The 26,311-nt window shown below is 66.3% G+C and carries 21 protein-coding genes; 10 read left to right on the forward strand and 11 right to left on the reverse strand.

Annotated features, from left to right (window positions below):
* Positions 1 to 175: 175 nt before the first annotated feature.
* Complete coding sequence (locus AC3WL2_RS00520; RefSeq protein ID WP_102684450.1) at positions 176 to 1,252, forward strand: autotransporter domain-containing protein; 1,077 nt, start codon at positions 176 to 178, stop codon at positions 1,250 to 1,252.
* On the opposite strand, the gene glgB is transcribed toward AC3WL2_RS00520, so the two are convergent.
* The 3 genes from glgB to AC3WL2_RS00535 are packed head-to-tail and all read right to left on the reverse strand — an operon-like array spanning position 1,236 to position 8,849.
* The gene (gene glgB, locus AC3WL2_RS00525) at positions 1,236 to 3,464 is read right to left on the reverse strand and encodes a 1,4-alpha-glucan branching protein GlgB (RefSeq protein ID WP_492574574.1); all 2,229 of its coding nucleotides are present in this window, start codon (positions 3,462 to 3,464) and stop codon (positions 1,236 to 1,238) included. The genes AC3WL2_RS00520 and glgB overlap by 17 nt on opposite strands.
* Positions 3,465 to 6,782 (reverse strand): maltose alpha-D-glucosyltransferase, encoded by a 3,318-nt coding sequence (gene treS, locus AC3WL2_RS00530; protein ID WP_102684452.1) that lies wholly within the window; start codon positions 6,780 to 6,782, stop codon positions 3,465 to 3,467.
* 48 nt (positions 6,783 to 6,830) lie between these two features.
* Complete coding sequence (locus AC3WL2_RS00535) at positions 6,831 to 8,849, reverse strand: alpha-1,4-glucan--maltose-1-phosphate maltosyltransferase (protein ID WP_102684453.1); 2,019 nt, start codon at positions 8,847 to 8,849, stop codon at positions 6,831 to 6,833.
* Between the two features lie 139 nt (positions 8,850 to 8,988).
* Here AC3WL2_RS00535 and AC3WL2_RS00540 point away from each other — a divergent pair, with 139 nt between their 5' ends.
* Positions 8,989 to 9,150 (forward strand): hypothetical protein, encoded by a 162-nt coding sequence (locus tag AC3WL2_RS00540; RefSeq protein WP_167388392.1) that lies wholly within the window; start codon positions 8,989 to 8,991, stop codon positions 9,148 to 9,150.
* A 163-nt stretch (positions 9,151 to 9,313) separates the two neighbouring features.
* A complete protein-coding gene (locus tag AC3WL2_RS00545; RefSeq protein ID WP_102684454.1) occupies positions 9,314 to 9,574 on the forward strand; it encodes an acyl carrier protein in 261 nt (86 codons plus the stop codon).
* Here the strand turns inward: AC3WL2_RS00545 and AC3WL2_RS00550 are convergent.
* Positions 9,549 to 11,219 carry an AMP-binding protein gene (locus tag AC3WL2_RS00550; protein ID WP_102684455.1) on the reverse strand — a complete coding sequence of 557 codons (1,671 nt, stop codon included), beginning with the start codon at positions 11,217 to 11,219 and terminating at the stop codon, positions 9,549 to 9,551. The two genes, AC3WL2_RS00545 and AC3WL2_RS00550, sit on opposite strands and share 26 nt — an antisense overlap.
* A 311-nt stretch (positions 11,220 to 11,530) precedes the next feature.
* Between AC3WL2_RS00550 and AC3WL2_RS00555 the strand changes: the two genes are divergently transcribed.
* The 4 genes from AC3WL2_RS00555 to AC3WL2_RS00570 are packed head-to-tail and all read left to right on the forward strand — an operon-like array spanning position 11,531 to position 17,086.
* On the forward strand, positions 11,531 to 12,694 hold the full coding sequence (locus AC3WL2_RS00555; protein ID WP_102684456.1) for an isovaleryl-CoA dehydrogenase: 1,164 nt from the start codon (positions 11,531 to 11,533) through the stop codon (positions 12,692 to 12,694).
* Between the two features lie 19 nt (positions 12,695 to 12,713).
* Entirely contained in the window at positions 12,714 to 14,321 is a 1,608-nt protein-coding gene (locus AC3WL2_RS00560; protein WP_102684457.1) for a carboxyl transferase domain-containing protein, read from the forward strand.
* 3 nt (positions 14,322 to 14,324) lie between these two features.
* Positions 14,325 to 15,134, forward strand: coding sequence for a gamma-carboxygeranoyl-CoA hydratase (locus AC3WL2_RS00565; protein WP_102684458.1), 810 nt, complete (start codon positions 14,325 to 14,327; stop codon positions 15,132 to 15,134).
* On the forward strand, positions 15,131 to 17,086 hold the full coding sequence (locus tag AC3WL2_RS00570) for an acetyl/propionyl/methylcrotonyl-CoA carboxylase subunit alpha (RefSeq protein ID WP_102684459.1): 1,956 nt from the start codon (positions 15,131 to 15,133) through the stop codon (positions 17,084 to 17,086). The genes AC3WL2_RS00565 and AC3WL2_RS00570 overlap by 4 nt, the downstream gene beginning before the upstream one ends.
* A gap of 133 nt (positions 17,087 to 17,219) precedes the next feature.
* On the opposite strand, the gene AC3WL2_RS00575 is transcribed toward AC3WL2_RS00570, so the two are convergent.
* Positions 17,220 to 17,876, reverse strand: coding sequence for a LexA family protein (locus tag AC3WL2_RS00575; protein WP_102684462.1), 657 nt, complete (start codon positions 17,874 to 17,876; stop codon positions 17,220 to 17,222).
* 129 nt (positions 17,877 to 18,005) lie between these two features.
* Between AC3WL2_RS00575 and AC3WL2_RS00580 the strand changes: the two genes are divergently transcribed.
* From AC3WL2_RS00580 to AC3WL2_RS00590, 3 genes are all read left to right on the forward strand, one after another.
* Positions 18,006 to 18,320 carry a DUF6124 family protein gene (locus AC3WL2_RS00580; RefSeq protein WP_102690657.1) on the forward strand — a complete coding sequence of 105 codons (315 nt, stop codon included), beginning with the start codon at positions 18,006 to 18,008 and terminating at the stop codon, positions 18,318 to 18,320.
* Positions 18,321 to 18,751: 431 nt separating this feature from the next.
* Complete coding sequence (locus tag AC3WL2_RS00585; protein WP_102684542.1) at positions 18,752 to 19,267, forward strand: DUF4880 domain-containing protein; 516 nt, start codon at positions 18,752 to 18,754, stop codon at positions 19,265 to 19,267.
* A gap of 103 nt (positions 19,268 to 19,370) precedes the next feature.
* A complete protein-coding gene (locus tag AC3WL2_RS00590; protein WP_102684537.1) occupies positions 19,371 to 20,519 on the forward strand; it encodes a M14 family metallopeptidase in 1,149 nt (382 codons plus the stop codon).
* Between the two features lie 13 nt (positions 20,520 to 20,532).
* On the opposite strand, the gene AC3WL2_RS00595 is transcribed toward AC3WL2_RS00590, so the two are convergent.
* From AC3WL2_RS00595 to AC3WL2_RS00620, 6 genes are all read right to left on the reverse strand, one after another.
* Positions 20,533 to 21,501 carry a Csu type fimbrial protein gene (locus AC3WL2_RS00595; RefSeq protein WP_102684536.1) on the reverse strand — a complete coding sequence of 323 codons (969 nt, stop codon included), beginning with the start codon at positions 21,499 to 21,501 and terminating at the stop codon, positions 20,533 to 20,535.
* Positions 21,498 to 23,831 (reverse strand): fimbria/pilus outer membrane usher protein, encoded by a 2,334-nt coding sequence (locus tag AC3WL2_RS00600; RefSeq protein WP_173862459.1) that lies wholly within the window; start codon positions 23,829 to 23,831, stop codon positions 21,498 to 21,500. The genes AC3WL2_RS00595 and AC3WL2_RS00600 overlap by 4 nt, the downstream gene beginning before the upstream one ends.
* Before the next feature lie 68 nt (positions 23,832 to 23,899).
* Positions 23,900 to 24,676 carry a fimbrial biogenesis chaperone gene (locus tag AC3WL2_RS00605; protein ID WP_102684534.1) on the reverse strand — a complete coding sequence of 259 codons (777 nt, stop codon included), beginning with the start codon at positions 24,674 to 24,676 and terminating at the stop codon, positions 23,900 to 23,902.
* Between the two features lie 34 nt (positions 24,677 to 24,710).
* Complete coding sequence (locus AC3WL2_RS00610) at positions 24,711 to 25,220, reverse strand: Csu type fimbrial protein (protein WP_102684533.1); 510 nt, start codon at positions 25,218 to 25,220, stop codon at positions 24,711 to 24,713.
* 3 nt (positions 25,221 to 25,223) lie between these two features.
* Positions 25,224 to 25,757 (reverse strand): Csu type fimbrial protein, encoded by a 534-nt coding sequence (locus AC3WL2_RS00615; protein ID WP_102684532.1) that lies wholly within the window; start codon positions 25,755 to 25,757, stop codon positions 25,224 to 25,226.
* Between the two features lie 17 nt (positions 25,758 to 25,774).
* Entirely contained in the window at positions 25,775 to 26,308 is a 534-nt protein-coding gene (locus AC3WL2_RS00620; protein WP_102684541.1) for a Csu type fimbrial protein, read from the reverse strand.
* Positions 26,309 to 26,311: the final 3 nt, after the last annotated feature.

Raw genomic sequence — 26,311 nt, forward strand, 5'->3', positions numbered from 1 at the left:
TAGCTGAACAGTAATCACCAGATGGAAAATCTCGTGCCGGGCCTCTAGCTCGCGCCCTCGTGCGCGTTCCAAGAGGCTGGCGCGCTGGTTTGGGTCGCCCCTGTTCTTGTCGTACAGCTCGTGACATCAGGCCAGGTATCGGGCTGTTCACTTCACACACAACAGGAGATCCGCCATGAAAAGCACCTCGAATCCCTCGCGCTTCGACGCTTTTTTCTGTGCGGTTTCCACGTCGCTGCTCCTGGCAACCCCGGTGGAAACCTTCGCGTTCGAACTGCAGGAGGGCGAGCCCTTCGCCCCCTTCCTGGCGCAACCCGAGGTGCCGCGACTATCGCTTGATCCAGTCAGCGCCAGCGGCCTGAGCCAGGGCATGCTCAGCGCCTTTTCCGAGCGCATGGGTGAGCGCCACGGCCAGCCCGACAGCGATCATATTGCCAGCCAGTGGGCGCAGTTCTTCCCCGGCGCGCCGCGCCCGGGCGCCCAGCCACCGGCGCAGGTGGAGGCGCCGAGCCAGCAGATGATGATCGGCCCGGACCTGTTCGTGCGTGAAACCAGCGCCGGCAACGTGCACCGCGCCGGCATCTTCGTCGGCCACAACAACCTGCAGAGCAGCTTCAATGGCATGCGCCCGCTGCTCGGCGACAAGCAGCGCGACGCGGTCAACCTCAGCGGCGAGAGCCTGGGCGTGTACTGGAGCATGACCCACGAACAGGGCTGGCACGTGGACGCTGTGGCCATGGGCACGCGCATCGACGTCAACGGCCGTTCCCAGGCCGGCCAGCGCCTTGACGACAGTGGCCACGCGATGACCTTCTCGGTGGAGGGCGGCTACCCCATTGGCCTGGGCGCCGGCTGGGTGATCGAGCCCCAGGCGCAGTTGATCAACCAGCAGTTCTTCCCCGGCAGCCAGGTGCAGGAAGAGACCCTGCAGGCCTTTGACAGCCAACCCAGCTGGAGCGGCCGGGTCGGCGCCAAGCTGTCGGCGCGCTACGAGGTGCGTGGCATGCCCATCGAACCCTATGTGCGCACCAACGTCTGGTACGACTTCAGCAACGCCGACCCGGTGAAGCTGGACCAGGTGGACAAGATCTCCAGCTCGCGCAGCGCCGCCACAGTGGAACTGGGGTTGGGCCTGGTGGCCCGGGTGACGCCGAACGTGGCGCTGTTCGTCAGCGCCGACTACAGCTCCGATGTGGATGACAATGACCTCAATGGGCTGATCGGCAGCCTGGGGGTCAGGATGCGCTGGTAAGCAGGCTCGGCCTCATCGCCGGCACCCCCAGCGGCGGCAGGTTCAGCGCCAGCGACAATGGCTGGCCATGGCTGGCGACCTCATCGGCCACCACCGCCCCGAGATTGCCCACGTTCGACCCGGCATACAGCTCGGCGTCGCTGTTGAGCAGTTCCACCCAGTGCTCGCCAAACGGCACGCCGATGCGGTAGCCCTCCCGCGGCACCGGGGTGAAGTTGGCCACCACCAGCAGCGGCTCGCCCTGGCTGCTCCAGCGCAACCAGGCATACACGCTGTTGTGCGCATCGTCGCCGATCAGCCACTGGAAACCCTGGGGCTGGCAGTCCTGCTCGTGCAGCGCGGGCAGTTCGCGGTACAGGCGGTTGAGGTCGGCGACCAGCTTCTGCACGCCCTGGTGCTCGGAGTACTGCAGCAGGTACCAGTCCAGCTGCTGGTCGTGGTTCCACTCGCGCCACTGGCCGAACTCGCAGCCCATGAACAGCAGCTTCTTGCCCGGATGGGTCCACATGAACGCCAGGTAGGCGCGCAGGTTGGCGAACTTCTGCCAGCGATCGCCGGGCATCTTGTCGATAAGCGAATGCTTGCCGTGCACCACTTCGTCGTGGGAAATGGGCAGGATGAAATGCTCGGAATAGGCGTAGATCAGCCCGAAGCTCATCTCGTTATGGTGATAGGTGCGGTGGATCGGGTCGTTCTGGATGTAGTGCAGGGTGTCGTGCATCCAGCCCATGTTCCACTTGTAGGCAAAGCCCAGGCCGCCCTGCTGCACCGGCTGGCTGACGCCGGGCCAGGCGGTGGACTCCTCGGCGATGATCAGCGCGCCCGGCGCTTCATGTGCGGCGACGTTGTTGAGATGGCGGATGAAGTCGATGGCCTCGAGGTTCTCGCGCCCGCCGTGGCGGTTGGGCACCCATTCACCGGCCTTGCGCGAATAGTCGCGGTAGAGCATCGAGGCCACCGCGTCCACGCGCAGGCCATCGATGTGGAAGTGCTTGAGCCAGTGCAGCGCCGAGGCCAGCATGAACCCGCGCACCTCGTTGCGCCCGAGGTTGTAGATCAGCGTGTTCCAGTCCTGGTGGAAACCTTCCAGCGGGTTTTCGTATTCGTACAGGGCAGTGCCGTCGAAACGCGCCAGGCCATGCTCGTCGGTGGGGAAGTGCGCCGGCACCCAGTCCAGCAGCACGCCGATGCCGCCCTGGTGGCAGGCATCGACGAAGAAGGCGAAGTCCTCGGCGCTGCCATAGCGTGAGGTCGGCGCGAACAGCGACAGCGGCTGGTAGCCCCACGAGCCGCCGAAGGGGTGCTCCATGATCGGCATCAGCTCGATATGGGTGAAACCCAGCTCCTGCACATATGGCACCAGGCGCTCGGCCAGTTCGCGCCAGTTGTAGTAACGGGCGACTTCGCCGGCATCGTCCAGCTCGCAGCGCCAGGAGCCGACGTGCAGCTCGTAGATCGACAGCGGCGCGCTGTAGGCGTGGCGCTGGGCCCTGTGTTCCAGCCACTGGCCATCGCGCCATTCATGGGCCAGGGCGCCGGCCACCTTGGAGGCGGTGCTCGGCGGCAGTTCGGTGGCGCGGGCCAGGGGGTCGGCCTTGAGGGGCAGCACGCCATCATGGCCGAGCACTTCGAACTTGTAGGTCTCGCCCACGCCAAGGCGCGGCACGAACAGCTCCCACACCCCGGCGCCATGGCGCAGGCGCATGGGGTGGCGGCGGCCATCCCAGTTGTTGAATTCGCCCACCACCGACACCCGCCGGGCATTCGGCGCCCATACCGAAAAGCACACGCCGGCGACCCCATCCACCTCGGTCGGCTGGGCGCCGAAACGCCCGGGCAGGTCGCGGTGGTTGCCCTCGGCAAACAGGTACATGTCCATCTCGCCCAACTGCGGGCCGAAGCTGTAGGGGTCCTCGGTGACCTGCTCGCCACCGGCCCAGCCGATCTGCAGCAGGTAGGGGACCGCCTGGTCCAGGTGCGCGGTGTACAGACCGGGCACGCCGCCCTGGCGCATCTCGGCGAGTACCCTGGCGTCGTCGCGGGCCAGCACGCGCACGCTCAGGGCACTGGGCAGGAAGGCCCGGATGAACTGGCCACCCGCACCATCGGGGTGCGGGCCGAGTACGGCGAACGGGTCGGCGTGCTCGGCGCGGGCCAGGGCATCGAGGTCCCTTTGCCGAAGGCCGCCGTTGTCACGCGTGGTTGCATTCATCTATGACTCTCCCCAGGTACTGATCAGTCCATGCAGGCCATGCAAAGGCACGGCCAGCCAACTTGGCCGGTTCTCGGCTTCATAGGTAATTTCGTAGGCGGCCTTCTCCAGGCAGAACAGCTCCAGCGCGGCGCGCTCGCCCTCGGCCTGCTGCCAGGCGTGGGGCATGGCGGCGGTGGCCAACCCGTAGGCTTCGACGAAGGCATGGCGCGACTGGTGCAGGTACTGCCGGGCGACCCGCTGCCGGGCCTGGCGCGCCGCCTCGGAGAGGTCTACCGCCGAGGCGCTGCGCAGGATCATCGCAGCAGCATAGTCGAAGGATCGCAGCACACCGCTGACATCCTTGTACGGGCTGTGTTTGGCCCTGCGTTCATCCAGCGGTCGCGCCGGCTCGCCCTCGAAATCGATCAGGTAGGCGTCGCCCTGCACCACCAGCACCTGGCCCAGGTGCAGGTCGCCGTGCACCCGCATCAGCAGCCCGCCCTGGGCCTGGTGTGCGAGATTGTCGACATGCTGCCGCAGGCCTTCGCGCTGTTGCTGCAGGTCGTCGACCAGGGCCTGGCTGTCGCTGTCCAGGGTGTCACGGTGCTGGGCGAGCAAGTCGAGGGCATGGCTCAGTTCGGCACTGATCTGGCGGCTCCAACGCTCGCTGTCGCGGGCGTCGCTCGGGCGTGAACGGAACGCTTCGTCATCGCTCGGCGCGGCCAGCAACAGGTGCATCTCGCCCAGGCGCTGGCCAAGCAAGGCGGCAAAGCCGGTCAGCTCGGCCAGGGCATCGGTGTGCGCCTCCTGCTCGACGCTGGTGGGCTCCATCTGGTCGCGGATCGCCCGTTCCAGGGTGTTCTGCGTCCAATCCCAGGCGTCGCCCTGATTGCTCAGGTAGCCCTGGGCGATCATCAGCAGGTGCGGCTGCTCGCTGTCGTCCTCGCGGCTGACCCAGGCCAGCAGCGGCGAGATGTTGGCAAAGCCGGCGGCGGTCAGGTAGGCGCTCATCTCCAGCTCCGGGTGGATGCCCGGATTGACCCGACGGATCAACTTGAGCACCAGGCTGCCGCCGACCACCACCGAGCTGTTGGACTGCTCGGCGCTCAGGTAGCGCACCTCGCTGTGCTCATCGAGCTGCAGCGCGGCCAACTGCTCGGTGCTGTGGAAGCGCAACTCGCCCAGGCCATCGCCACAAGCCAGCCGCAGACCGTCCTGGCAGCCCTGAAGCACGGCGCGAATGAAGGGTTCGAGCACGAACGCATCGGTGATCAGCCCCACCTGGCGGCCACGGCGTACCCGCGACAGCGCCAGCTGCTGGGGCAGCGCGGCATTGATCTGCTCCTCCGGCAGCAGGCCGAAGGGCAGCTGGTAGTGGGTGACCACGCCTTCGCTATGCACCTCCAGCTCGCCAAGCAGCACCGGCAACGCCGGGGTGGCCATGCGCACGCCATAGCGCAGGCGGACCTGGTCGATCGGACCTTCCTTGCCGGCGAACCAGCGGCGTTTGGGCAGGTACTGCGGCAGGATCGCTGCCTGCAACGTCTCGCGCGCAGGGGATTCGAGCAGTTCCTCCATGCGCTTGCGCAACACCAGGGTGGTCAGCTCGGGCAGGCCCTCGCTGGGCTGGATATGCCAGCTGGGCATGCGGTCGTGGCTGGCCAGCAGGAACCAGTAGAAGCCATAGGGCGGCAACGTCAGCAGAAACGGCAACTGGCCGATAGGCGGGAAGGCACTGCCGCCAAGCATCTCCACCGGCACCTTGTCGGCGTACTGCGACAGCTCCAGCTCGGCGGCCTGGGCGGCCCGCGAGACGTTGGCCACGCACAGCACGATCTCGACGTTGCCCTCGGCATCGGTGTATTCGCGGATATAGGCCAGCACCCGTCGGTTGCTCGGCGTGAGCATCTTCAGGCTGCCGCGGCCGAAGGCCTTCTGCTGCTTGCGCACCGCCAGCAGCCGACGGTTCCAGTTGAGCAGCGAATGCGGGTCGTGGGCCTGGGCCTCGACGTTGATTGTCTGGTAGCCGTACAGCGGATCCATGATCGGCGGCAACACCAGGCGCTGCGGGTCGGCGCGGGAAAAGCCGCCATTGCGGTCCGGCGACCACTGCATGGGAGTGCGCACGCCATCGCGGTCACCCAGGTAGATGTTGTCGCCCATGCCCAGTTCGTCGCCGTAGTACAGCGTCGGCGTGCCGGGCATCGACAGCAGCAGGCTGGTGAGCAGCTCGATACGCCGCCGGTCGCGTTGCAGCAGCGGCGCCAGGCGCCGGCGAATCCCCAGGTTGATGCGGGCGCGGCGGTCCTCGGCGTAGTAGTTCCACAGATAGTCGCGCTCGCGGTCGGTGACCATCTCCAGGGTCAGCTCATCGTGGTTGCGCAGGAAGATCGCCCACTGGCAGTTGGCCGGGATCTCCGGGGTCTGGCGCAGGATGTCGGTGATCGGGAAGCGGTCCTCCATGGCCAGGGCCATGTACATGCGCGGCATCAACGGGAAGTGGAAGGCCATGTGGCATTCGTCGCCGTCGCCCTCGCCGAAGTACGGGCGGGTGTCCTCGGGCCACTGGTTGGCCTCGGCCAGGAGCATGCGGTCGGGGTAGTTGGCATCGATTTCGGCGCGGATCGCCTTGAGCACCACATGGGTCTCGGGGAGGTTCTCGTTGTTGGTGCCGTCGCGCTCGATCAGGTAGGGGATGGCGTCCAGGCGCAGGCCGTCGACGCCGATGTCGAGCCAGAAGCGCATCACCCCGATGACGGCCTTGAGCACCTGCGGGTTGTCGAAGTTGAGGTCCGGCTGGTGCGAGTAGAAGCGGTGCCAGAAGTACTGGCCGGCCACCGGGTCCCAGGTCCAGTTGGACTTCTCGGTGTCGAGGAAGATGATCCGCGTGCCGTCGTACTTCTGGTCATCGTCCGACCACACGTAGAAGTCGCGGGCCTTGCTGCCGCGCTTGGCATGCCGGGCGCGCTGGAACCAGGGGTGCTGGTCGGAGGTGTGGTTGATGACCAGCTCGGTGATCACCCGCAGGCCGCGCTTGTGCGCCTCGGCGATGAAGCGCCTGGCGTCGGCCATGCTGCCGTAGTCCGGGTGCACGGCCTTGTACTCGGCGATGTCGTAGCCGTCATCGCGCCGTGGCGAGGGGTAGAACGGCAGTAACCAGAGGGTGTTGACGCCCAGTTCGGCGATGTAGTCGAGCTTGCCGATCAGGCCTGCGAAATCGCCGATGCCGTCGTTGTTCGCGTCGAAGAACGATTTCACGTGCAGTTGGTAGATCACCGCGTCCTTGTACCACAGCGGATCGTCGATGAAGGCTGCCGGGCGGGAACGCTTGGCCATTGGGGACTCCTTTGTGTCCGAGGGTTCAGCTTGAAGCCCATCGCGGGGCTAGCGCGATTTCTCGATGCGCCAGATACCGAACGGCTGGTGCCACGGCTCGATGCGCATCCACTGGGTCTTGCCATGCCAGGTCCAGCGCTGGCCGTTCATCAGGTCCTCGCCTTGCGTATCGGCGCTGTCGTCCAGCCCCAGCTCCCATAGCGGCAATTCGAAGCTGGCCTCCTGGGCGTTGTGCGGGTCGAGGCTGATGGCCACGAGGATGAAGTTGTCGCGCTCGGGGGTGCGCTTGGCGAAGTAGAGAATGTTGTCGTTCCAGCAGTTGAGGAACACCACCCCCAGGTGAGTCTGCAGGGCGCGGTTCTGTCGGCGGATGCGGTTGAGCTGGGCGATCTCGGCAACGATGTTGCCGGGCTGGGTGAAGTCCCGGGGGCGGATCTCGTACTTCTCCGAGTCCAGGTACTCCTCCTTGCCCGGCAGCGGCGTGCCCTCGCACAGTTCGAAGCCCGAGTACATGCCCCACAATCCCGAACCCATGGTTGCCAGCGCCGCACGAATGAGAAAGCCCGCCCGCCCGGAGGTCTGCAGGAAAAAGGGGTTGATGTCCGGGGTGTTGACGAAGAAATTCGGCCGGTAGCACTGGCTCCACGGCGGCTGATTGAGCTCCTCGAAGTATTCGCGCAGCTCCTGCTTGCTGTTGCGCCAGGTGAAGTACGTGTAGCTCTGCGCGTAGCCGACCTTGCCCAGGCGCGCCATCATCGCCGGGCGGGTGAACGCTTCGGCGAGGAAGATCACCTCGGGGTGCTGGCTGCGCACATTGCCGATCAGCCATTGCCAGAACGGCAGCGGCTTGGTGTGCGGGTTATCGACGCGGAAGGTCTTCACCCCCTCCTCGACCCAGCCGACCACCACGTCGCGCAGCGCCAGCCACAGGCTCGGCACCGCCTCGGGGGCGTAGAAGTCGACGTTGACGATGTCCTGGTATTTCTTCGGCGGGTTTTCCGCGTAGCGGATACTGCCGTCGGGGCGCCAGCTGAACCAGCCGGGGTGCTCCTGCAGCCAGGGGTGGTCCTGGGAGCACTGGATGGCGAAGTCCAGGGCGATCTCCAGGCCATGCTCGGCGGCGGCGGCGACCAGTCGGCGGAAGTCCTCGCGGCTGCCCAGCTGCGGGTGGATGGCGTCGTGCCCGCCTTCGGGGCTGCCGATGGCATAAGGGCTGCCGGGGTCGCCGGGCTCGGCCTGCAAGGCGTTGTTGCGGCCTTTGCGGTGCTTCATGCCGATGGGGTGGATCGGCGGGAAGTACAGCACGTCGAAGCCCATGTCGCGGATCATCGGCAGGCGCTGGTGCACGTCATCGAAGGTGCCGTGGCGTTCGGGGTCGTCGGTGACCGAGCGCGGGAACAGCTCATACCAGCTGGCAAACTGGGCCGCCTCGCGGTCCACGTCCAGCGGGAATTCGCGGCTGCGGGTGAGGTAGCTGCGGTGCTCGGCCTCCCCCATCAAACGGGCGGCCTCAGGGTGCAGCAACGTCTTCACCTGTTCTTCCACCGGCAATCCCGGCAAGCGCTGCTGCAGCTGCGCCAGTTGCTCGCGCAGCAGTCCGTCGCTGCGTTCGATGCCCTTGCCCAGCAGCAGGCGGCCCTCCTCCAGCTCCAGCTTCACCTCCACGCCGGCGGCGTACTTCTTCTCCAGGTCGTGGCAATAGGTGGCCCACGGGTCGATCCAGGCCTCGATGCTGAACAGATGGAGGCCCAGCTCGGCAGGTGTGAATTCGGCCAGCCACAGGTCGTTGCCCGGCGAATGCATGGCCACGCAGTGCCAGCGCCGGCTGTGGGCCTGGCGCCAGTGCAGGGTCACGGCCAGGCGGTCATGACCGTCGGTGTAGACCTTGGCGCCCACTTCGACCGTGTGACCGCGCACGGCCTTGGCGGCGAAGGTGCCGCCGTCGAGCACCGGGCTTGCGTCCTCGATCACGATGCGCGGCGCCAGCAGGGCCTGGGACAGGCTGATGGCCTGGTCCGGGTGATCACCTGCCATCGGCACGCTTTCGAACGGCTCGTTACCAGACATCGACCTTGCTCCCCTGGGCTGGTGGCGGTAAGGGTTCAGAGCCGTGCGCAAGCGCGAGGGTTCAAAAAAAATGAGCGCAGGGCGCAGGCTTGGGTCAAAGCCTGCGACACCTCTTCATTCATCCCGCGAGGCCAGGCCCATGAACATTCCCATTCCACCGGAGACACCCGACCCGAACATCGACGACCCGACCTTGCCGCCGCCAGTGCCCGAGGAGGACCCGGACGAGCTGCCGATCAAGCCGACCGTGCCGCCGACCGTGGGCGACCCGCCAAGCCAGGAGCCGCCGGTGAAAGCTTGAGGATAGACAAGGCTGCGCAAATCTGAACGCCTTGGCCGGCCTCGTCGCGGGGCCGGCATTCACAGCACAAAACCTGGCTCAACCGCACCTGGCATTTCTACCAGTAGCACCTGCCCGCAAAGCCACGTACAGAGAAGCCTCACTCTCTGACGATCCTTCCGGCATGCACTCACGCCTCTACATCGCCTTCCACCTGCAATGGATCCTCGCAAGCTTCCTGGAGCAGAGCCTGCACCAGATCCGCCCCGACATCTCCCTGGACGAGCTGGGCGCCGACAGCTTCGACCTGATGGAGCTGCAGGCGATCATGGAGGAAACCTTCGGCATCTTCATCGCCGAGCCCCTGCGTACCTACACCACCTTCGCCGAACTGGTCGAGCTGGTCTACACGACCATGGCTAACCCCCCAGCTCCTCCACACTGATCTCGCGCATGCGAAACTTCTGCACCTTCCCCGTCACCGTCATCGGAAACTCTTCGACGAAGCGGAAATGCCGCGGTGTCTTGAAATGCGCCAATCGCGCCTTGCACCACTGCTGCAATTCCTCGGCCGTGGCATGGTGCCCAGGGTGCAGGCGAATCCACGCCACCACCTCCTCGCCGTACTTGCTGCACGGAATCCCCACCACCTGCGCCTCGGCCACGGCCGGATGGGTATGGAAGAACTCCTCCAGCTCGCGCGGATAGATGTTCTCGCCGCCGCGAATGATCATGTCCTTGTTGCGCCCGACAATGCGTACATAACCCTCGTCGTCCATCACCGCCAGGTCGCCGCTGTGCATCCAGCCGGCCGGGTCGATGGCGTCATGGGTGGCCTGCAGGTTGTCCCAGTAACCAAGCATCACGCTGTAACCACGAGTGCACAGCTCGCCGATCTCACCCTGTGCGACGATGCGCCCGTCGGCGTCCACCAGCTTGGTCTCCAGGTGCGGATGGGTACGGCCCACGGTGGTCACGCGCAGCTCCAGGCCATCGTCGGGACCGGTCTGCAGCGACACCGGGCTGGTCTCGGTCATGCCGTAGGCGATCTGCACCTCGGCCATGTGCAACTGGTCGATCACCTTGCGCATCACCTCGATCGGGCAGGTGGCGCCGGCCATGATGCCGCTGCGCAGGGTGGACAGGTCCAGTTGCGTGCGTGCGGGGTGGTCGAGCATGGCGATGAACATGGTCGGCACGCCATACAGGATGCTGGCGCGCTCCTCGGCCACGGCGCGCAGGGTGAGCTCGGCGTCGAAGGCGTCATTGGGGTAGACCATGGTGCTGCCGTGGGTGATGCAGCCGAGGTTGGCCATGACCATGCCGAAGCAGTGGTACAGCGGCACCGGGATCACCATGCGGTCGCGCTCGCTCAGGCCCAGGCTCTGGCCGACCATGTAGCCGTTGTTGAGGATGTTGTAGTGGCTCAGGGTCGCGCCCTTGGGCGCGCCGGTGGTGCCGGAGGTGTACTGGATGTTCACTGGCTGGTCGAACTGCAGGCCCTGTTGCCGCGCCTGGTAGGTCTCAACCTCGACCGCCCCTGCCCGCCCGGCCAGCGCGGCCCAGGGCAGGAAACCCGAGGGCGGCTCGGCGGCCAGGCTGATCACGCCACGCAGGTCGGGCAGGCGTTCGCTGGCCAGTTCGCCCAATGCGTGGGTCGCCAGCTCCGGCACCAGTTCCTGCACCATCGCGTGGTAGTCGGAAGTCTTGAAGGCATCGGCGCACACCAGCCAGCGGCAGCCGGACTGGCGCAGCACGTACTCCAGCTCGCCCACCCGGTAGGCCGGGTTGATGTTGACCAGGATCGCGCCGACCTTGGCCGTGGCCAGTTGCAGGATGCACCACTGGGCGCAGTTGGGCGCCCAGATGCCAACCCGCTCGCCCACCTCCACCCCCAGCGCCATCAAGGCCTGAGCCTGCACATCGACCTCGGCGTCGAGCTCGCGCCAGCTGTAGCGCAGCCCCTGGTGGCGCACCACCAGCGCCTCGCGCTCGCCGTGGCGGGCGACGGTGGCATCGAAGGCCTGGCCGATGGTCAGGGTCAGCAAGGGGTGGTCTTGACGGCCGCGGGTATAGCTTGGTTGAGGCATGGTGATCCCTTCTTGTGGTTGTTCTGGGCATGACTGAAGCAGGCGGCGAATACTCTGGCGCAGATTTACGTTTACGTAAAGGTGATGATCCGATTGACAGCCCCGGAAGGCAGGTTTACGTTAACGTCAACCACGCATCACGACGACCGGACGGGAGCGCGGTTGTGGGAGCGGGCTTGCCCCGCGATGAGGCCGGACCAGGCAACACAGCTGGCCGTTCTGACGGGCATCGCGGGGCAAGCCCGCTCCCACAACCCCGTTTCCGCAAGGTCGCCGTGGTACCCAAATTTCAAGAACAAGAAGGTGCCCACATGCATTACCCCAGCCTGAACTTCGCCCTGGGCGAGACCATCGACATGCTCCGCGACCAGGTGCGCACCTTCGTTGCCGCCGAGCTGGCGCCGCGCGCCGCGCAGATCGACCACGACAACCTGTTCCCCGCCGACATGTGGCGCAAGTTCGGCGACATGGGCCTGCTGGGCATCACCGTGCCCGAAGAATACGGCGGCGCCGGCCTGGGCTACCTGGCCCACGTGGTATCGATGGAAGAGATCAGCCGGGGCTCGGCGTCAGTGGCCCTGTCCTACGGCGCCCACTCCAACCTGTGCGTCAACCAGATCAACCGCAACGGCAGCCACGAGCAGAAGCTCAAGTACCTGCCCAAGCTGATCAGCGGCGAGCACATCGGCGCCCTGGCCATGAGCGAGCCCAACGCCGGCTCCGACGTGGTGTCGATGAAACTGCGCGCCGAAAAACGCGGCGACCGCTACGTGCTCAACGGCAGCAAGACCTGGATCACCAACGGCCCCGACGCCAACACCTACGTGATCTACGCCAAGACCGACCTGGACAAGGGCCCCCACGGCATCACCGCGTTCATCGTCGAGCGCGACTGGAAAGGCTTCAGCCGCAGCAACAAGTTCGACAAGCTCGGCATGCGCGGCTCCAACACCTGCGAGCTGTTCTTCGACGGCGTCGAAGTGCCGGAAGAAAACATCCTCGGCCAGCTCAACGGCGGCGTGCGCGTGCTGATGAGCGGCCTGGACTACGAGCGCGTGGTGCTGTCCGGCGGCCCGACCGGCATCATGCAGAGCTGCATGGACCTGGTGGTGCCGTACATCCACGACCGCAAGCAGTTCGGCCAGAGCATCGGCGAGTTCCAGCTGATCCAGGGCAAGATCGCCGACATGTACACCCAACTCAACGCCAGCCGCGCCTACCTGTACGCCGTGGCCCAGGCCTGCGACCGCGCCGAGACCACCCGCAAGGACGCCGCCGGGGTCATCCTCTACACCGCCGAACGCGCCACGCAGATGGCCCTGGAAGCGATCCAGATCCTCGGCGGCAACGGCTACATCAATGAATTCCCGGCTGGCCGCCTGTTGCGCGACGCCAAGCTGTACGAGATTGGCGCCGGCACCAGCGAAATCCGCCGGATGCTGATCGGCCGCGAACTGTTCAACGAAACCCGCTGAGCACAAGGAACGGGCGCACATGGCTACCCTGCATACCCAGATCAACCCGCGCTCGGCGGAGTTCGCCGCCAACAGCGCGGCCATGCTCGAACAGGTCCAGGCCCTGCGCGGCCTGCTCGCCCAGGTCAGTCAGGGCGGCGGGCCGAAGGCCCAGGAGCGACATACCTCGCGAGGCAAGCTGCTGCCTCGCGAACGCATCGACCGCCTGCTCGACCCGGGCTCGGCGTTCCTCGAGATCGGCCAGCTGGCCGCCCATGAGGTGTACGGCGAAGACGTGCCGGCTGCGGGCGTGATCGCCGGCATCGGCCGCGTCGAAGGCGTGGAGTGCATGATCGTGGCCAACGACGCCACGGTCAAAGGCGGCTCCTACTACCCGCTGACGGTGAAGAAGCACCTGCGCGCCCAGACCATCGCCCTGCAGAACCGCCTGCCATGCATCTACCTGGTGGACTCCGGCGGCGCCAACCTGCCACGCCAGGACGAGGTGTTCCCCGACCGCGAGCACTTCGGGCGGATCTTCTTCAACCAGGCCAACATGAGCGCCCTGGGGATACCGCAGATCGCCGTGGTGATGGGCTCGTGCACCGCCGGTGGCGCCTACGTGCCAGCCATGGCCGACGAAGCGATCATGGTGCGCCAGCAGGCGACCATCTTCCTCGCCGGCCCCCCTTTGGTAAAAGCCGCGACCGGCGAGGTAGTCAGTGCCGAGGACCTCGGCGGCGCCGACGTGCACTGCCGCACCAGCGGCGTGGCCGACCACTATGCCGACAACGACGAGCACGCCCTGGCCATCGCCCGGCGCAGCGTCGCCAATCTCAACTGGCACAAGCAGGGCAAGCTGCAATGCCAGGCACCGATCGCGCCGCTGTACAACGCCGAAGAGCTGTACGGCGTGGTCCCCGCCGACGCCAAGCAGCCGTTCGATGTGCGCGAGGTGATTGCGCGGCTGGTCGACGGTTCGGTGTTCGATGAGTTCAAGGCGCTGTTCGGCACCACCCTGGTGTGCGGCTTCGCCCACCTGCACGGCTACCCGGTGGCGATCCTGGCCAACAACGGCATCCTCTTCGCCGAGGCCGCGCAAAAAGGCGCGCACTTCATCGAACTGGCCTGCCAGCGCGGCATCCCGCTGCTGTTCCTGCAGAACATCACCGGTTTCATGGTTGGGAAAAAATACGAGGAAGGCGGCATCGCCAAGCACGGCGCCAAGCTGGTGACGGCAGTGGCCTGCGCCCAGGTACCGAAGTTCACGGTGATCATCGGCGGCAGCTTCGGCGCCGGCAACTACGGCATGTGCGGCCGCGCCTACGACCCGCGCTTCCTGTGGATGTGGCCCAACGCCCGCATCGGCGTGATGGGCGCCGAACAGGCGGCCGGCGTGCTGGCCCAGGTCAAGCGCGAGCAGAGCGAGCGCAGCGGCGAGGTGTTCAGCGCCGATGACGAGAAGAAGCTCAAGCAGCCGATCCTCGACCAGTATGAGCGCCAGGGCCACCCCTACTACTCAAGCGCCCGACTGTGGGACGACGGTGTCATCGACCCGGCGCAGACCCGCGACGTGCTCGGCCTGGCGCTGTCCGCCGCGCTGAACGCCCCGATCGAACAGAGCCGCTTCGGCATATTCCGGATGTGACCCATGAGCGAATTCGCCACCCTTGAACTGGTCAAGGACCCTCGCGGTTTCGCCACCCTGTGGCTGAGCCGGGAAGACAAGAACAACGCCTTCAACGCGCAGATGATCCGCGAACTGATCGTCGCCCTCGACCAGCTGGGCGAGGATAGCGGCCTGCGCTTCGTGGTGCTGCGCGGCCGTGGCCGGCACTTCAGCGCCGGCGCCGACCTGGCGTGGATGCAGCAGTCGGCGCAACTGGACTTCAACACCAACCTGGACGACGCCCATGAGCTGGGCGAGCTGATGTACGCCCTGCACCGGCTCAAGGCGCCGACCCTGGCCGTGGTGCAAGGCGCGGCCTTCGGCGGCGCGCTGGGGCTGATCAGTTGCTGCGACATGGCCATCGGCGCCGAGGACGCCCAACTGTGCCTGTCGGAGGTGCGCATCGGCCTGGCTCCGGCGGTGATCAGCCCGTTCGTGGTCAAGGCCATCGGCGAGCGCGCCGCCCGCCGCTACGCCCTCACCGCCGAGCGCTTCAGCGGCGTGCGCGCCCGCGACCTGGGCCTGCTGGCCGAGGTGTACCCGGCCGCCGAACTGGACGCCCAGGTCGAGGCCTGGGTCGACAACCTGCTGCAGAACAGCCCGCAGGCGCTGCGCGCCACCAAGGACCTGCTGCGCGAAGTGGATGACGGTGAGCTGAGCCCGGCCCTGCGCCGCTACTGCGAGAACACCATCGCCCGCATCCGCGTCAGCGCCGAAGGCCAGGAGGGCCTGCGCGCCTTCCTGGAAAAACGTCGCCCTGCCTGGCAAGACAACAAGGAACCGCGCCCATGAGCCGACCCACGCTGACCACCCTGCTGGTCGCCAACCGCGGCGAAATCGCCTGCCGGGTGATGCGCACCGCCAAGGCCATGGGCCTGACCACCGTGGCCCTGCACAGCGCCACCGACCGCGACGCGCGGCACAGCCGCGAGGCCGACATCCGGGTCGACCTCGGTGGCAGCAAGGCCGCCGACAGCTACCTGGTGATCGACAAGCTGCTCGCCGCCGCCAAGGCCAGCGGCGCCCAAGCCATCCACCCAGGCTATGGCTTCCTCTCGGAGAATGCCGGTTTTGCCCGCGCCATCGAACAGGCCGGGCTGATCTTCCTTGGCCCACCGGCCAGCGCCATCGATGCGATGGGCAGCAAGTCGGCGGCCAAGGCGCTGATGGAGGCCGCCGGCGTGCCGCTGGTGCCGGGCTACCACGGCCAGGCCCAAGACCTGGAGACCTTCCGCGCCGCCGCCGAGCGCATCGGTTACCCGGTGCTGCTCAAGGCCAGCGCCGGGGGCGGCGGCAAGGGCATGAAGGTGGTCGAGGAGGAAAGCCAGCTGGCCGACGCCCTGGCCTCGGCGCAACGTGAAGCGCAGTCTTCGTTCGGCGATGCGCGCATGCTGGTCGAGAAGTACGTGCTCAAGCCGCGCCACGTGGAGATCCAGGTGTTCGCCGACCAGCACGGCCACTGCCTGTACCTCAACGAGCGCGACTGCTCGATCCAGCGTCGCCACCAGAAGGTGGTCGAGGAAGCCCCGGCACCGGGCCTCTCCCCCGAGCTGCGCAAGGCCATGGGCGAGGCCGCGGTGCGCGCCGCCCAGGCCATCGGCTACGTGGGGGCCGGCACTGTCGAGTTCCTGCTCGATGCCCGTGGCGAGTTCTTCTTCATGGAAATGAACACCCGCCTGCAGGTGGAGCATCCGGTCACAGAGGCCATCACCGGGCTCGACCTGGTGGCCTGGCAGATCCGCGTGGCCTGCGGCGAGCCGCTGCCTTTGACTCAAGAGCAGGTGCCGCTGATCGGCCACGCCATCGAGGTACGGCTATACGCGGAGGATCCGGCCAACGAATTCCTCCCGGCCACCGGCACCCTGGCGCTGTACCGCGAGTCGGCGCCGGGCGAAGGCCGCCGGGTGGACAGCGGCGTCAGCGAGGGCGATGTGGTATCGCCGTTCTACGACCCGATGCTGGGCAAGCTGATCGCCTGGGGCCAGGACCGCGAACAGGCGCGCCTGCGACTGCTGGCGATGCTCGATGAGTTCGCCATTGGCGGGCTGAAAACCAACATTGCCTTCCTGCGCCGCATCCTGGCGCACCCAGCGTTTGCCGAGGCGGAGCTGGACACCGGGTTCATCCCGCGCCATCAGGATGTGCTGCTGCCTGCGCCTCAGACTTTGCCGGCCCATTTCTGGGAAGCTGCCGCCGAGGCGTGGCTGCAAAGCGAGCCTGCACTAAAGCGCCAGGACGACCGCGCTTCACCGTGGGCGGCCCGCGATGGCCTGCGCCTGGGCTTGCCGGCGCGCAGCAGCCTGCATTTGCAGTGTGAAGGGCATGAACAGGCGGTGGCACTGGAGCGCAGCGCGCCTTCGACTTATCGCCTGGAGGGGGAGCAGCTGTGTCATGACCAGGATGGTCTGCGCCATCGCCACCTGGCGGTGCGCCGGGGTGGCACGCTGTACCTGCAGTGGCAGGGTGAGCTGCATGCCGTCAGCGTTCATGACCCGATCGCTGCGGCCGAGGCCAGCCACAGCCACCAGGGCGGGCTGGGTGCGCCGATGAACGGCAGTATCGTGCGGGTGCTGGTGGAGCCGGGGCAGGCTGTGGAGGCCGGTACTGCGCTGGTGGTGCTTGAGGCGATGAAGATGGAGCACAGCATCCGGGCGCCCCATGATGGGACGGTGAAGGCGCTGTTCTGCCAGGAGGGGGATATGGTCAGCGAGGGGACAGTGTTGGTGGAGTTGGAGGAGGCGTAACGGCGGCAATGTGTTCGTCGAAAGGGTTGTTTCGCCTCTGAGATCGAGCGCCGCCCACGCGGCGCTCGATCTCAAGAGCGCTGCAAGGCTCCCGCCTGGCACCTCGCAGCCCCAACACGGTCTGTGCGCGAACCTAGAGCACCCCGTGCATCCGCACCACAACACCAAGGAACTCGCACCCTTCCTCGCACAGCACCGTCGGATACAAGGTATTGAGCGGCCTGAGCATCCGCTGCCCGCCCTCCTCGATCAACTCACGCAGCACCGCCGACTTACCGGGCTGCCGAGCCACCACCAGCCTGCCCGGCGTCACCTCGATCCCCGCATCCACCAGCACCCGCATGCCCAGCGGCACGCTCCTGCCGCTGGCGGCATTCATCGAATCGTTCTCGACCGGCAACCAGAACGCATTGCCCGCAGGCATGTAATCGGTCAGCTCATGAACTTCACAGGATTGCGGCAAAGGCCCGTCCAGGTCGGTCCAGCTCAGCACTGGAAAGCGGAAACTGGCATGGCGCAAGGCATTGACCGAAAGCGGCCGCTCCACGGCGTAGGCTCCCCTGGTCTCGCGAACCGTAACGTCACGCTCGACCACCATCACCCGCGCTTCGAGGTACACCAGCCCGAGCTTTTCCAGCTTCTCGTTGACTGTCACCAGGGTGGGCCTGCGCGTGCCACGCAGCCAATGGCCGACACCGCCTTGGGTCATGCCCAGGCGTTCGGCCAGTTGGTGCTGCTTGAGGTTGTGCTCGCGCTGATAGCGCGACAGAAATTCGATCCAGTTTTCCATGGCAGTGAACGATACGGACTGGATGAACGGCATCAATACACATTCTGAATTATCTCAGAACTCAAAAATAATACAAATTGACCTAACATCAGCGCTCATTGTCCTCGAAGGGATTTCACAGGAGCAGTCATGAGCAATTCGACAAAAGAAGAAACAGATCTCGACGAAGAAGCAGCCCGCCGCGCCCTCGATTTCTACCTCAACCCCACCCCCACGCCCCGCGACCTGGAGCGTTCACTGTGGACCCTGCGCGAAGGCGTCAGCGACGCCCAGGCCAGCGAGCACGCCATGGCCCTGCTGCGCTGCGCCTCGGCCACGGCACAGGAAACCGGCAACCATCTGCAGGGCACGACGCGGGAAGTGGTGTTTGCGCTGATGCACATGATCAATATGGCCCGCGCCCTGCTGGAGCAGTGCCACGCCACGGAAAAGGCATCGAGCTGAAGGGAGAACGTGATAGCCGACGAACGGCAAAAGCCCCGATTGCCGGGGATGAGGAGTGCGTCAGGAATATTTTTTTAGCCGATCGCTGAAAAATCATTTGACTGGCAAATGATAACGATTATTATTGCACTCAGCAGGTCGCGAGACCCGCTGGATAACCTGCAACGTCCTCAGGTCGGACGCTCAGATTATCTCCTCATCAGGCTAATCACGGTTTTTGACCCGGCTTTTTGCCGGGTCATTTTTTTTGGCTCTTCAGGCTAATGAAGATCGTTTAATGGCCGCGATGATAGCAAAAGTGTGTCAGCACGTGAATGCTCATTACAAATCTTTGCGGAATCAGCACTTGAGAATCAATCTCGTTTAACCTAAGCTGGCTCCGCATCAAGGAAGATGCCCCCACCCCTTTCCTTATGAGCAAGGAGCTGTCCATGACCCGTCTGCTGCTGCCCCTCGAGCACGATCCGCGCCCTGCCGAACTGCACGCTGAAGACGCGCTGCTGCATGCACTCAAGCGCTTGCCGCGCCGGGTCCAGCAAGTCTTCCTGCTCAACCGCCTAGACCAACAGGGCTTCGCTGCCATCGCCGAGCGCCTGGACCTGCCACTGATCAGCATCGAGCGCCACATGAACCAGGCCCTTCAGACCGCCCGCGCGCCCGGCGACGCGCTGGCCAGCATTGCCGGCCAATGGTACGTGCGCCTGCAGAGCCCGCAGGTGACCGCCAGCGAACGCATCGACTTCCGCCGCTGGCTGGATGCCGACCCCGACCACCTGCGCGCCTTCCACGAAACCGAACTGCGCTGGCGCAGCCTGCTCGCCCCGGCGCGGCAATTGGGCCATGACGGCTGGTACCGGCAAGGGCGCGCGGCGCTTTCGCTAGGTGGCTGTTCGATTGCCGTCGGGCTTGGTGTTGCTGCGCTTGTGGCACTGGGGCTGCTGGCCTGATTCGCAGGCGCGGACTTATCCACGACTGCGTCAATTAACCTGCGCACCCGCGCCACCAGGCGGTGTAGAGTACGGTCACAACAACGCCAACAGGAGGCTGGCAATGACCGTGACGCTCTCCCCGCTGCACATCGACTGCGATTTCGACTCCGGCAACATCCTGGTCTTGGACGCCAGCGACCCTGCCCACGTCCACCTGAACATGCGCAAGGACAGTCACAGCGACCACTTCCAGTGGTTCCATTTCAAGGCCAGCGGCCTGACTCCGGGCCAGGTCCATCGCTTCAGCCTGGACAACGCCCACCAGTCCTCCTACAAGAACGCCTGGACCGGCTACCACGCCGTGGCCTCCTACGACCAGCAGACCTGGTTCCGCGTGCCCAGCCAGTTCGACGGCAAGGCCCTGAGCTTCGACTTCAAGGCCGAACAGCCACAAGCCTGGTTCGCCTACTTCGAGCCCTACCCCCGCGTCCGCCACAACCAGCTGATCGAGCGCGCCAAGCAGATCCCCGGCGTCGAGCTACTGGCTAGCGGGCGCAGCGTGCAAGGTCGGGATATCCCGCTGCTGCGCGCAGGCAACGGCGCGGCCGGCAAGCGCAAGCTGTGGCTCATCGCCCAGCAGCACCCGGGCGAGCACATGGCCGAGTGGTTCATGGAAGGTGTGATCGACGCCCTCGAAGCCAACGCCTCGGTCATCCAGCAACTGCTGGCCAAGGCCGACCTGTACCTGATCCCCAACATGAACCCGGATGGCGCCTTCCTCGGCCACCTGCGCACCAACTTCAAGGGCAAGGACCTCAACCGCGCCTGGCAGGACGCCAGCGTCGAGTTGAGCCCCGAGGTGTTCTTCGCCCAGAGCCAGATGAAGCTGCATGGCGTGGACGCGTTCATCGATGCCCATGGAGACGAGGAGATCCCCCATGTGTTCACCGCGGCCTGCGAGGGCAACCCCGGCTATACGCCACGCATCGCCAAGCTGGAAGAGCAGTTCCGCAGTACCCTGTGCAGCCTGACCCCAGACTTCCAGGTGAAGTATGGCTATACCCGCGACGAACCAGGCCAGGCCAACATGACCCTGGCATGCAATGCCGTGGGGCAGACCCATGACTGTCTGTCGCTGACCCTGGAGATGCCGTTCAAGGACCACGACGATGCGCCGAACCCGCGCACCGGCTGGTCGGGTGAGCGCTCCAAGGCGCTGGCCGGAGCGGTGCTTGAGACGTTGCTGAAGATGGTCGGCGACCTGCGCTGAGCAACGCCGTCACTCAAAACTGCACATCCAGAATCACGCTGTCGGTATAGGTCGCCGCCGGCGGCGTGGCCTGGTCGGTGTACACCTTGGCGTTGTAGTTGAACACCTGGCTGCCCGTGCCGGTCCCCGCCCCGGGGTTCACCTCGGCATCGCTGCTCGAACGCCGCGCCGCGCCCACCGAGCCCCAGCGCACCACGCCTGCGCTCTTGAAGATGTCGTAGGCCAGGTAGTTGTTGGCACTGGATTTCATCCGCCGCCGTCCGCCCGAGACGTTCTGCCCGTCGTCCAGCCCGACCGTGTAGTTGCTGCCCTTGGTGCACGACACGCTCAGGCTCTGGTTCACCGTGCCGAACCCGGCCACCACCGGTGCGCTGGCGAAGCTGATGTTGGGCGTGGTGATCTGGCAGTCGTTGCTTACCGTCAGGCTGACGTTCAGGGTCTTGCTGCCACTGCCGATATCGCGCCCCAGGCAGATATTGCCGATGCCAATGCCCGAGCAGTAGTTCCAGCTCCAGGCAACGGTCAGCGTCTCCTGGTACAGGCCCGCGGCGACATTGCTGCCGATCTGTGTACGCAGATAAATCGGTACCGCCTTGGGCGTCGGACCATTGAGCAGGCCCAGCAAGTCGATGATGCCATTGCGGGCAAAGTCGAAGGCAACGCCCCGGGTGATCGGGTAGTTGACACTGTTGTCGGCGTACAGGGTGTAGTTGATGACATCGCCGGTCGGGCCGACCAGGCCACCGGAAGCGGGTGTGATGGTTGCGTAGAAGTGGTCATTGCTGGACAGCAGGCTGAGCAGCGAGCCGGTACACTGCAAACCGGAATTGGTGCTCGAGGCGGTCTGCACGGTAGTACGTACCAGCGTCGAATTGACGGTGCCGAACGCCGCTGGTGTGGTGGCTACCGACGAACACAGTGCCCAGGCCGGGCATGGCGCCAGCAACAGGCCGAACAGCAGGCCATGCTGCCGGATCTTCACTGGCACACCAGCGGGCCGATCAACGGGATCGGCCCCTCCCCTTCAGGCAGGTCGAACGCCACCTGGCACTGCCCGCCATCGGCCTTGTCCACCAGCAGGCGATTGTGCGGCGCCAGGTTCTCCAGATAGACCAGCCCATCCCAGCCCACCACCGCCTCGGCGCCGCTTTCCCGGTGACGTACCCGGCTGCCCAGCTTGAGCTCCCGCTGATTGCCGTCGACCAGCACCAGGCTTGCCGCCAGCACACGCTTGAGCGGAAACTCCAGCAGGTAGCCACTGCCACGGCGCACCGCCACGCGCTGCTCCACCTGCGGCGCCAGCACATCGGCGGGCAGGTCCATGGGGTCGATCTCGTATTTGCCGCGGTAATAGCCGCTGCTGTAGGGCACCAACAAATGGCCGTTGCGATCGGTGCGGCCGATCTGCTGGTTCTCGTAGCGCACCGGCACGTCGGCGTAGCCGCTGGTACTGACCACCACAAAGGCGTCGTCGATGCGGTTGGCGGCGAACAGCCCCGCATCCATCAGCACCAGCGAACCGCTGGCGTCGGCCCAGCGGGTCATCTCGCCGCTGCTGCCGTAGGCGCCCACCTGCAACTGCACCGATTGCAGGCGCCAGGTCAGGTCGGCCTGGCGGTAGTCGTCGCGGTTGCCGCCGGTGGCGTAGCCCAGGTTATAGCCCACACCACCGCCCAGCGGTACCGCCTGGCTGTAGTTGACCCGCTGCAGGTCCTGGCCGTCCTTGCTGCGCTCGGCGCTGAAGGCCAGGGTGCCGCGCAGGTCGAAGGGGATCACCAGTTGCGCCTGCACCGCCCACTGGCTGTCACCAACCTCGCGGTTGGCCGACAGGTACAGGCTGCTGTTGCGCCACAGCGGCTTGCTCCAGCTGAGGTTGATCAGCCGCGTGCGCGTGCCGTCACCGGCGCGCACATCGAAGTAACCGGCGCCGAGGCTGCCGTAGCTGTCCAGGTTGAGGCTCAGGGTCGCCTGCTCGCTGCGCTGGCTCAGGCGCGTGTAGGGGCTGTCGACCCGCGACAGGTCGGCGTAGTCGCCATGGCGCTGCACGCGCTGGTAGTTGAAGCCTATCCGCCGGCTGTTGTACTGGTAGCCCAGCGCCAGCTGCTGGCCTGTATCGCCTTCAAAGCGGCTCTGGGTCACTGCCGCATTGAGCACGCCGAAGGTGCCCAGGCGCAGGTTGCCGCCCAGGCCGCCGAGCATCAGCGACTCGGCGCTCTCAGCATGGGTTTCCACGGTGAAGTAGTCGGATACACCGTGGCGCAGGGTCGCCGAGGCCACACCCGGACCATAGGCGAAATCGCGCACGGCGTAGTCGCGGCGCAGGCTGCCGGCGGCCACCGAGAAGTCTGACAGGCCCTTGGCCAGCAGGCTGCTGGTGACATAGAACGGCAAGGTGGTCGACACCTGCCGGCCCAGGGCATCGGTGGTGACCACCACCGCTTCGCCGGCGCCGTTGATGAACGGCACGTTGGTCAGGGTGTAGGGGCCAGGCTGCAATTCGGTACTGCTGCTCTTGTAGCCGTTGATGAACAGGTCCAGCGAGGTCGGCACAGCGGCTTCGCCGGCAAAGGCCGGCAGCGGATAGGTGACCAGGTCGGGACGGGCGCCGAAGTCGCGGGACAGTTGCAGCCCGCCCACGCGCACCGAGGTGGTCCAGGGCAGCGCGCCGGTCACCAGGTCGCCGGCCTCATAAGTGAGCAGGCGCTGCTCGTCGGTGTAGCGGAAGGTGGTGTCGTAGCGCAGCAAGCCCTGGCGGCCCTGGGCCTGGGCCCCATTGAACGACTGGCGCCATTGCCCGGTGGTGGAAAAGGTACCCCAGTCGTCGAACAGGCGCAGCTCGTTCCAGGCGGCCAGGTAGCTGCCACCCTCATCGGTGTCGTTGAGGTAGGCGTCGTAGTTGAGCAAGGCGCCGAAGCTGCTGCGCGCGTCGCTGGCCGGGTACAGGTTGCGCTCACCGACCTGCTGGTCGGGTAGCCAGGCCGGCGGCACCTGCAGCAGCAGGCGCTGGTTCTGGCTGTCGTAGTCGCTGTGCAGGCCGGAGATGTCGTCCAGGGCCACCTCGCCCTGAGGCTCTCCCGGCAGCCTGACGCCCGCCTCGCGCAGCACCTCGCTGGCCAGGTACAGGCGCCCGGCGCGCTGCTGCACCGGCACCAGCTCAGCCTTGGCCACCTGGTTCACCAGCAGGTCGAGGTACAGCGTGGCGTCGGCGATGGCGGCATGCTCCGAGGGCGGCGGCGGCAGCTCGTCGGCCACGCCCAGGCCGGGCCCCAGCACCGCCAGGCCCAGCCACAACCGGTGCGTTGCCACCCGCACCCAGCTCACACACGATTTCCAACCATTGCCGGGTCCTCCCTGGCCCCTGTGATCCGTTCAAGCGCGGCTCATTGCCCCTGTTTGATGGCCTGTGCCACCTCCTGGCCGTTGACTCGCCCTTTCAGCACGCTGGCGGCGCCCGGCGTGGCCGGTGCCGGCCAGCGCATGCTGGCGCCAGGCAACACATAACCGAGCAGCCCTTCGACCAATGGCCTGTCCTGACCGGCTTGCTGCAGCACCACGTCGGTCAGCCGCGCATGCACAGGCCCCGTGTTGCGCAGCTCGACATAGGGTTTGCCTTGTACCGTCACCGCGTGCCAGCTCAACTGCGGCTTGCCCACGCCTTCGGCGCTGCGCTTGCCCGCAGGGTCGGGTTTGCCCCACAGCCCCTCGCCGTAGACGAACAGCGGCACCGAGTAGCGCATCTGCAAACGGATCGCTGCCTTCGGCCCTTCACTGGCGGCATCGGTCGGCAGCGGCGACGGGATCTCATCGATGATGATGCGGTACGCCTGCTCCTGACCTGCGGGCGAACCGCCGGTGCGGGTCAGGCGGATCAGTTGTTTCTGCCCCGGCGCAATGTTGGCCACCGGCGGGCTGCCGATGATCTCGCGCTGGGCCTGGAACTGCTCCTGGTAGTCGCCCTGGCGCCAGGCGAACACCCGCACCTGCAGGCTGGTCGGCGCCGAGCCACGGTTTTCCAGCCACAGCGCGCCGGCCTTCTGGTCGGCCTCCAGCACTGGGTCGATCGGCCAGATCAGCACCGAGGTGGCCGCGAAGGCCGGTGCGCTGGCCAACAGCAGCACCCCGATGATTCCTCGCGCCCATTTCGCGCCTGCCCCCATGCCCCTCTCCTTTTCTGTTATCCGCGGTGGCCTTTCACCAGGTCACCGTCACTTGCACGACATCGGTGTAGGTCCCCGCCGGCAAGGTGCCGGTCAGGGTGGTACGGCCATAGACCGGCAGCTTGATCGCGGTCGGGTCGCTGTAGCTCACCGCCACGCTGCTGCCGATGCCCAGGCTCTGGCTCTGGCTGAAACCAGCGTCGCGGTAAAGCTGGTAGGCCAGCAATTGCGTACCGCCCGAACGCTTGAGGTTGCGCGTGCCGCTGGCGCTGTTCTGGCCGCCGTCCAGGCTCATGCTCAGGGCCACGCCGGGGGTGCACTGGAACGTCACCGTGCTGCCGCCGAGCGAGGTGCTCAGGGTGGCCGTGGACAGTGCCGAGCTGGTGCCGTAGTCGAGCACCCCATAGGCCGTCACGCCGCCCACAACCAGGCAGCCCGCGACGATCTGCGCCGTCACCTGGAAGGTGCTGGTGGTGACCGCGTGGGCACCCGGGGTCAACGTCAGGCACACGCCGACCGCCAGCAGCCGCGCAGTGCCTGGCATGGCTCAGAAACTCAGCTCGACCGCCACCGTGTCGGTGTACACCCCGGCCGGCAGGCCGGCTTTACCCCGGGCCTGGCCATACAGGTTGACGGTCTGCGCCACGCCGGTACTGGTCGGCAGGGTAATGGTGCCGTCGATCGCCAGCAGCTGGGTGTGTCCGGCGTCGGTGTAGAAGTCGTAGGGCACGAAATTGCCCGCGCCATCGGCCAAGGCCCGGGTCCCCCCGGCGGACTGCGAGTCATGGGCGCCGGCACGCACCTTGATCGTCGGCACCGTGCCTGCCGAGCAGAGAATACTCATGGCCCCGCCTCCGCCGCCGAGCACCTGCCCATTGGCGGTGGTGAACAGCGAATCCTGGGTGCCAAAGTTGAGGCTGCCGAAATTCAGCCCGGAGGTGCCGCCGCTGCCATTGACCTGGCAGGCGGCGGTCAGAGTCAGGGTCGAGCTGATGGTGCCGGTCACGGTGGCGGCCTGGGCCTGGGCCGCCAGGGCGAGGCCAAGGCCGGCGAGTATGCAGCGGGTGAGGTGCTTAGGCATCGGAATCTCCTTGCGTGTTACCAGTCCAGGGTCACCCTGAGGGTGTCGCGATACAGCCCCGCGGGCAGTGCGCGCGGTTGCGCGACCACTACGCCGTAGATGGGCACGGGCACTTGCTGGGTACTGCTGATGGTGAAGGTACGGGCCTGGCCGATGCCGTAGCGGCTGTTGCCGCCCGGGTCGATGGCCAGTTGGTAGGGAATGAGCTCGCGGCCATTGCTCAGGCGGCGCACGCCGTCGCTGCCGTTCTGGCCACCGTTGATGCGCACGCTGAAAGCGCGCACCTGGGGCGAACAGCTGATCTGCAGGCTGCCCTCGCCGCCGGCCTCGTCGACCCGGCTGGTCAAAGGCTGGTCCCAGGTCGGCCCCCGCGCACCGAAGTCCATCAACCCCGGGTTGCCCAGGGTGGCCGGTTGCGGGTCGCTGCTGATCTGACAGGCGGCGCTGATCACCAGGCGCGCCTGGATGAAGCCGGTGGTGGTGCCGTGGGCCGCGCCAGTGGGCAACAGCAACGGGCCGAGGGTCAGCAGCAGGATCGATCCACGGTGCAACAC

This window comes from Pseudomonas sp. FW305-96, assembly GCF_058783825.1.

What these genes read in the sequence shown, in the direction of transcription:
- AC3WL2_RS00550 (WP_102684455.1), bottom strand. Translation starts at nt 11,219, where the DNA reads ATGCCTCAACCAAGCTATACCCGCGGCCGTCAAGACCACCCCTTGCTG.
- treS (WP_102684452.1), bottom strand. Translation starts at nt 6,782, where the DNA reads ATGGCCAAGCGTTCCCGCCCGGCAGCCTTCATCGACGATCCGCTGTGG.
- glgB (WP_492574574.1), bottom strand. Translation starts at nt 3,464, where the DNA reads ATGAATGCAACCACGCGTGACAACGGCGGCCTTCGGCAAAGGGACCTC.
- AC3WL2_RS00605 (WP_102684534.1), bottom strand. Translation starts at nt 24,676, where the DNA reads ATGGGGGCAGGCGCGAAATGGGCGCGAGGAATCATCGGGGTGCTGCTG.
- AC3WL2_RS00610 (WP_102684533.1), bottom strand. Translation starts at nt 25,220, where the DNA reads ATGCCAGGCACTGCGCGGCTGCTGGCGGTCGGCGTGTGCCTGACGTTG.
- AC3WL2_RS00535 (WP_102684453.1), bottom strand. Translation starts at nt 8,849, where the DNA reads ATGTCTGGTAACGAGCCGTTCGAAAGCGTGCCGATGGCAGGTGATCAC.
- AC3WL2_RS00560 (WP_102684457.1), top strand. Translation starts at nt 12,714, where the DNA reads ATGGCTACCCTGCATACCCAGATCAACCCGCGCTCGGCGGAGTTCGCC.
- AC3WL2_RS00520 (WP_102684450.1), top strand. Translation starts at nt 176, where the DNA reads ATGAAAAGCACCTCGAATCCCTCGCGCTTCGACGCTTTTTTCTGTGCG.
- AC3WL2_RS00555 (WP_102684456.1), top strand. Translation starts at nt 11,531, where the DNA reads ATGCATTACCCCAGCCTGAACTTCGCCCTGGGCGAGACCATCGACATG.
- AC3WL2_RS00615 (WP_102684532.1), bottom strand. Translation starts at nt 25,757, where the DNA reads ATGCCTAAGCACCTCACCCGCTGCATACTCGCCGGCCTTGGCCTCGCC.
- AC3WL2_RS00570 (WP_102684459.1), top strand. Translation starts at nt 15,131, where the DNA reads ATGAGCCGACCCACGCTGACCACCCTGCTGGTCGCCAACCGCGGCGAA.
- AC3WL2_RS00575 (WP_102684462.1), bottom strand. Translation starts at nt 17,876, where the DNA reads ATGGAAAACTGGATCGAATTTCTGTCGCGCTATCAGCGCGAGCACAAC.
- AC3WL2_RS00545 (WP_102684454.1), top strand. Translation starts at nt 9,314, where the DNA reads ATGCACTCACGCCTCTACATCGCCTTCCACCTGCAATGGATCCTCGCA.
- AC3WL2_RS00585 (WP_102684542.1), top strand. Translation starts at nt 18,752, where the DNA reads ATGACCCGTCTGCTGCTGCCCCTCGAGCACGATCCGCGCCCTGCCGAA.
- AC3WL2_RS00590 (WP_102684537.1), top strand. Translation starts at nt 19,371, where the DNA reads ATGACCGTGACGCTCTCCCCGCTGCACATCGACTGCGATTTCGACTCC.
- AC3WL2_RS00565 (WP_102684458.1), top strand. Translation starts at nt 14,325, where the DNA reads ATGAGCGAATTCGCCACCCTTGAACTGGTCAAGGACCCTCGCGGTTTC.
- AC3WL2_RS00540 (WP_167388392.1), top strand. Translation starts at nt 8,989, where the DNA reads ATGAACATTCCCATTCCACCGGAGACACCCGACCCGAACATCGACGAC.
- AC3WL2_RS00580 (WP_102690657.1), top strand. Translation starts at nt 18,006, where the DNA reads ATGAGCAATTCGACAAAAGAAGAAACAGATCTCGACGAAGAAGCAGCC.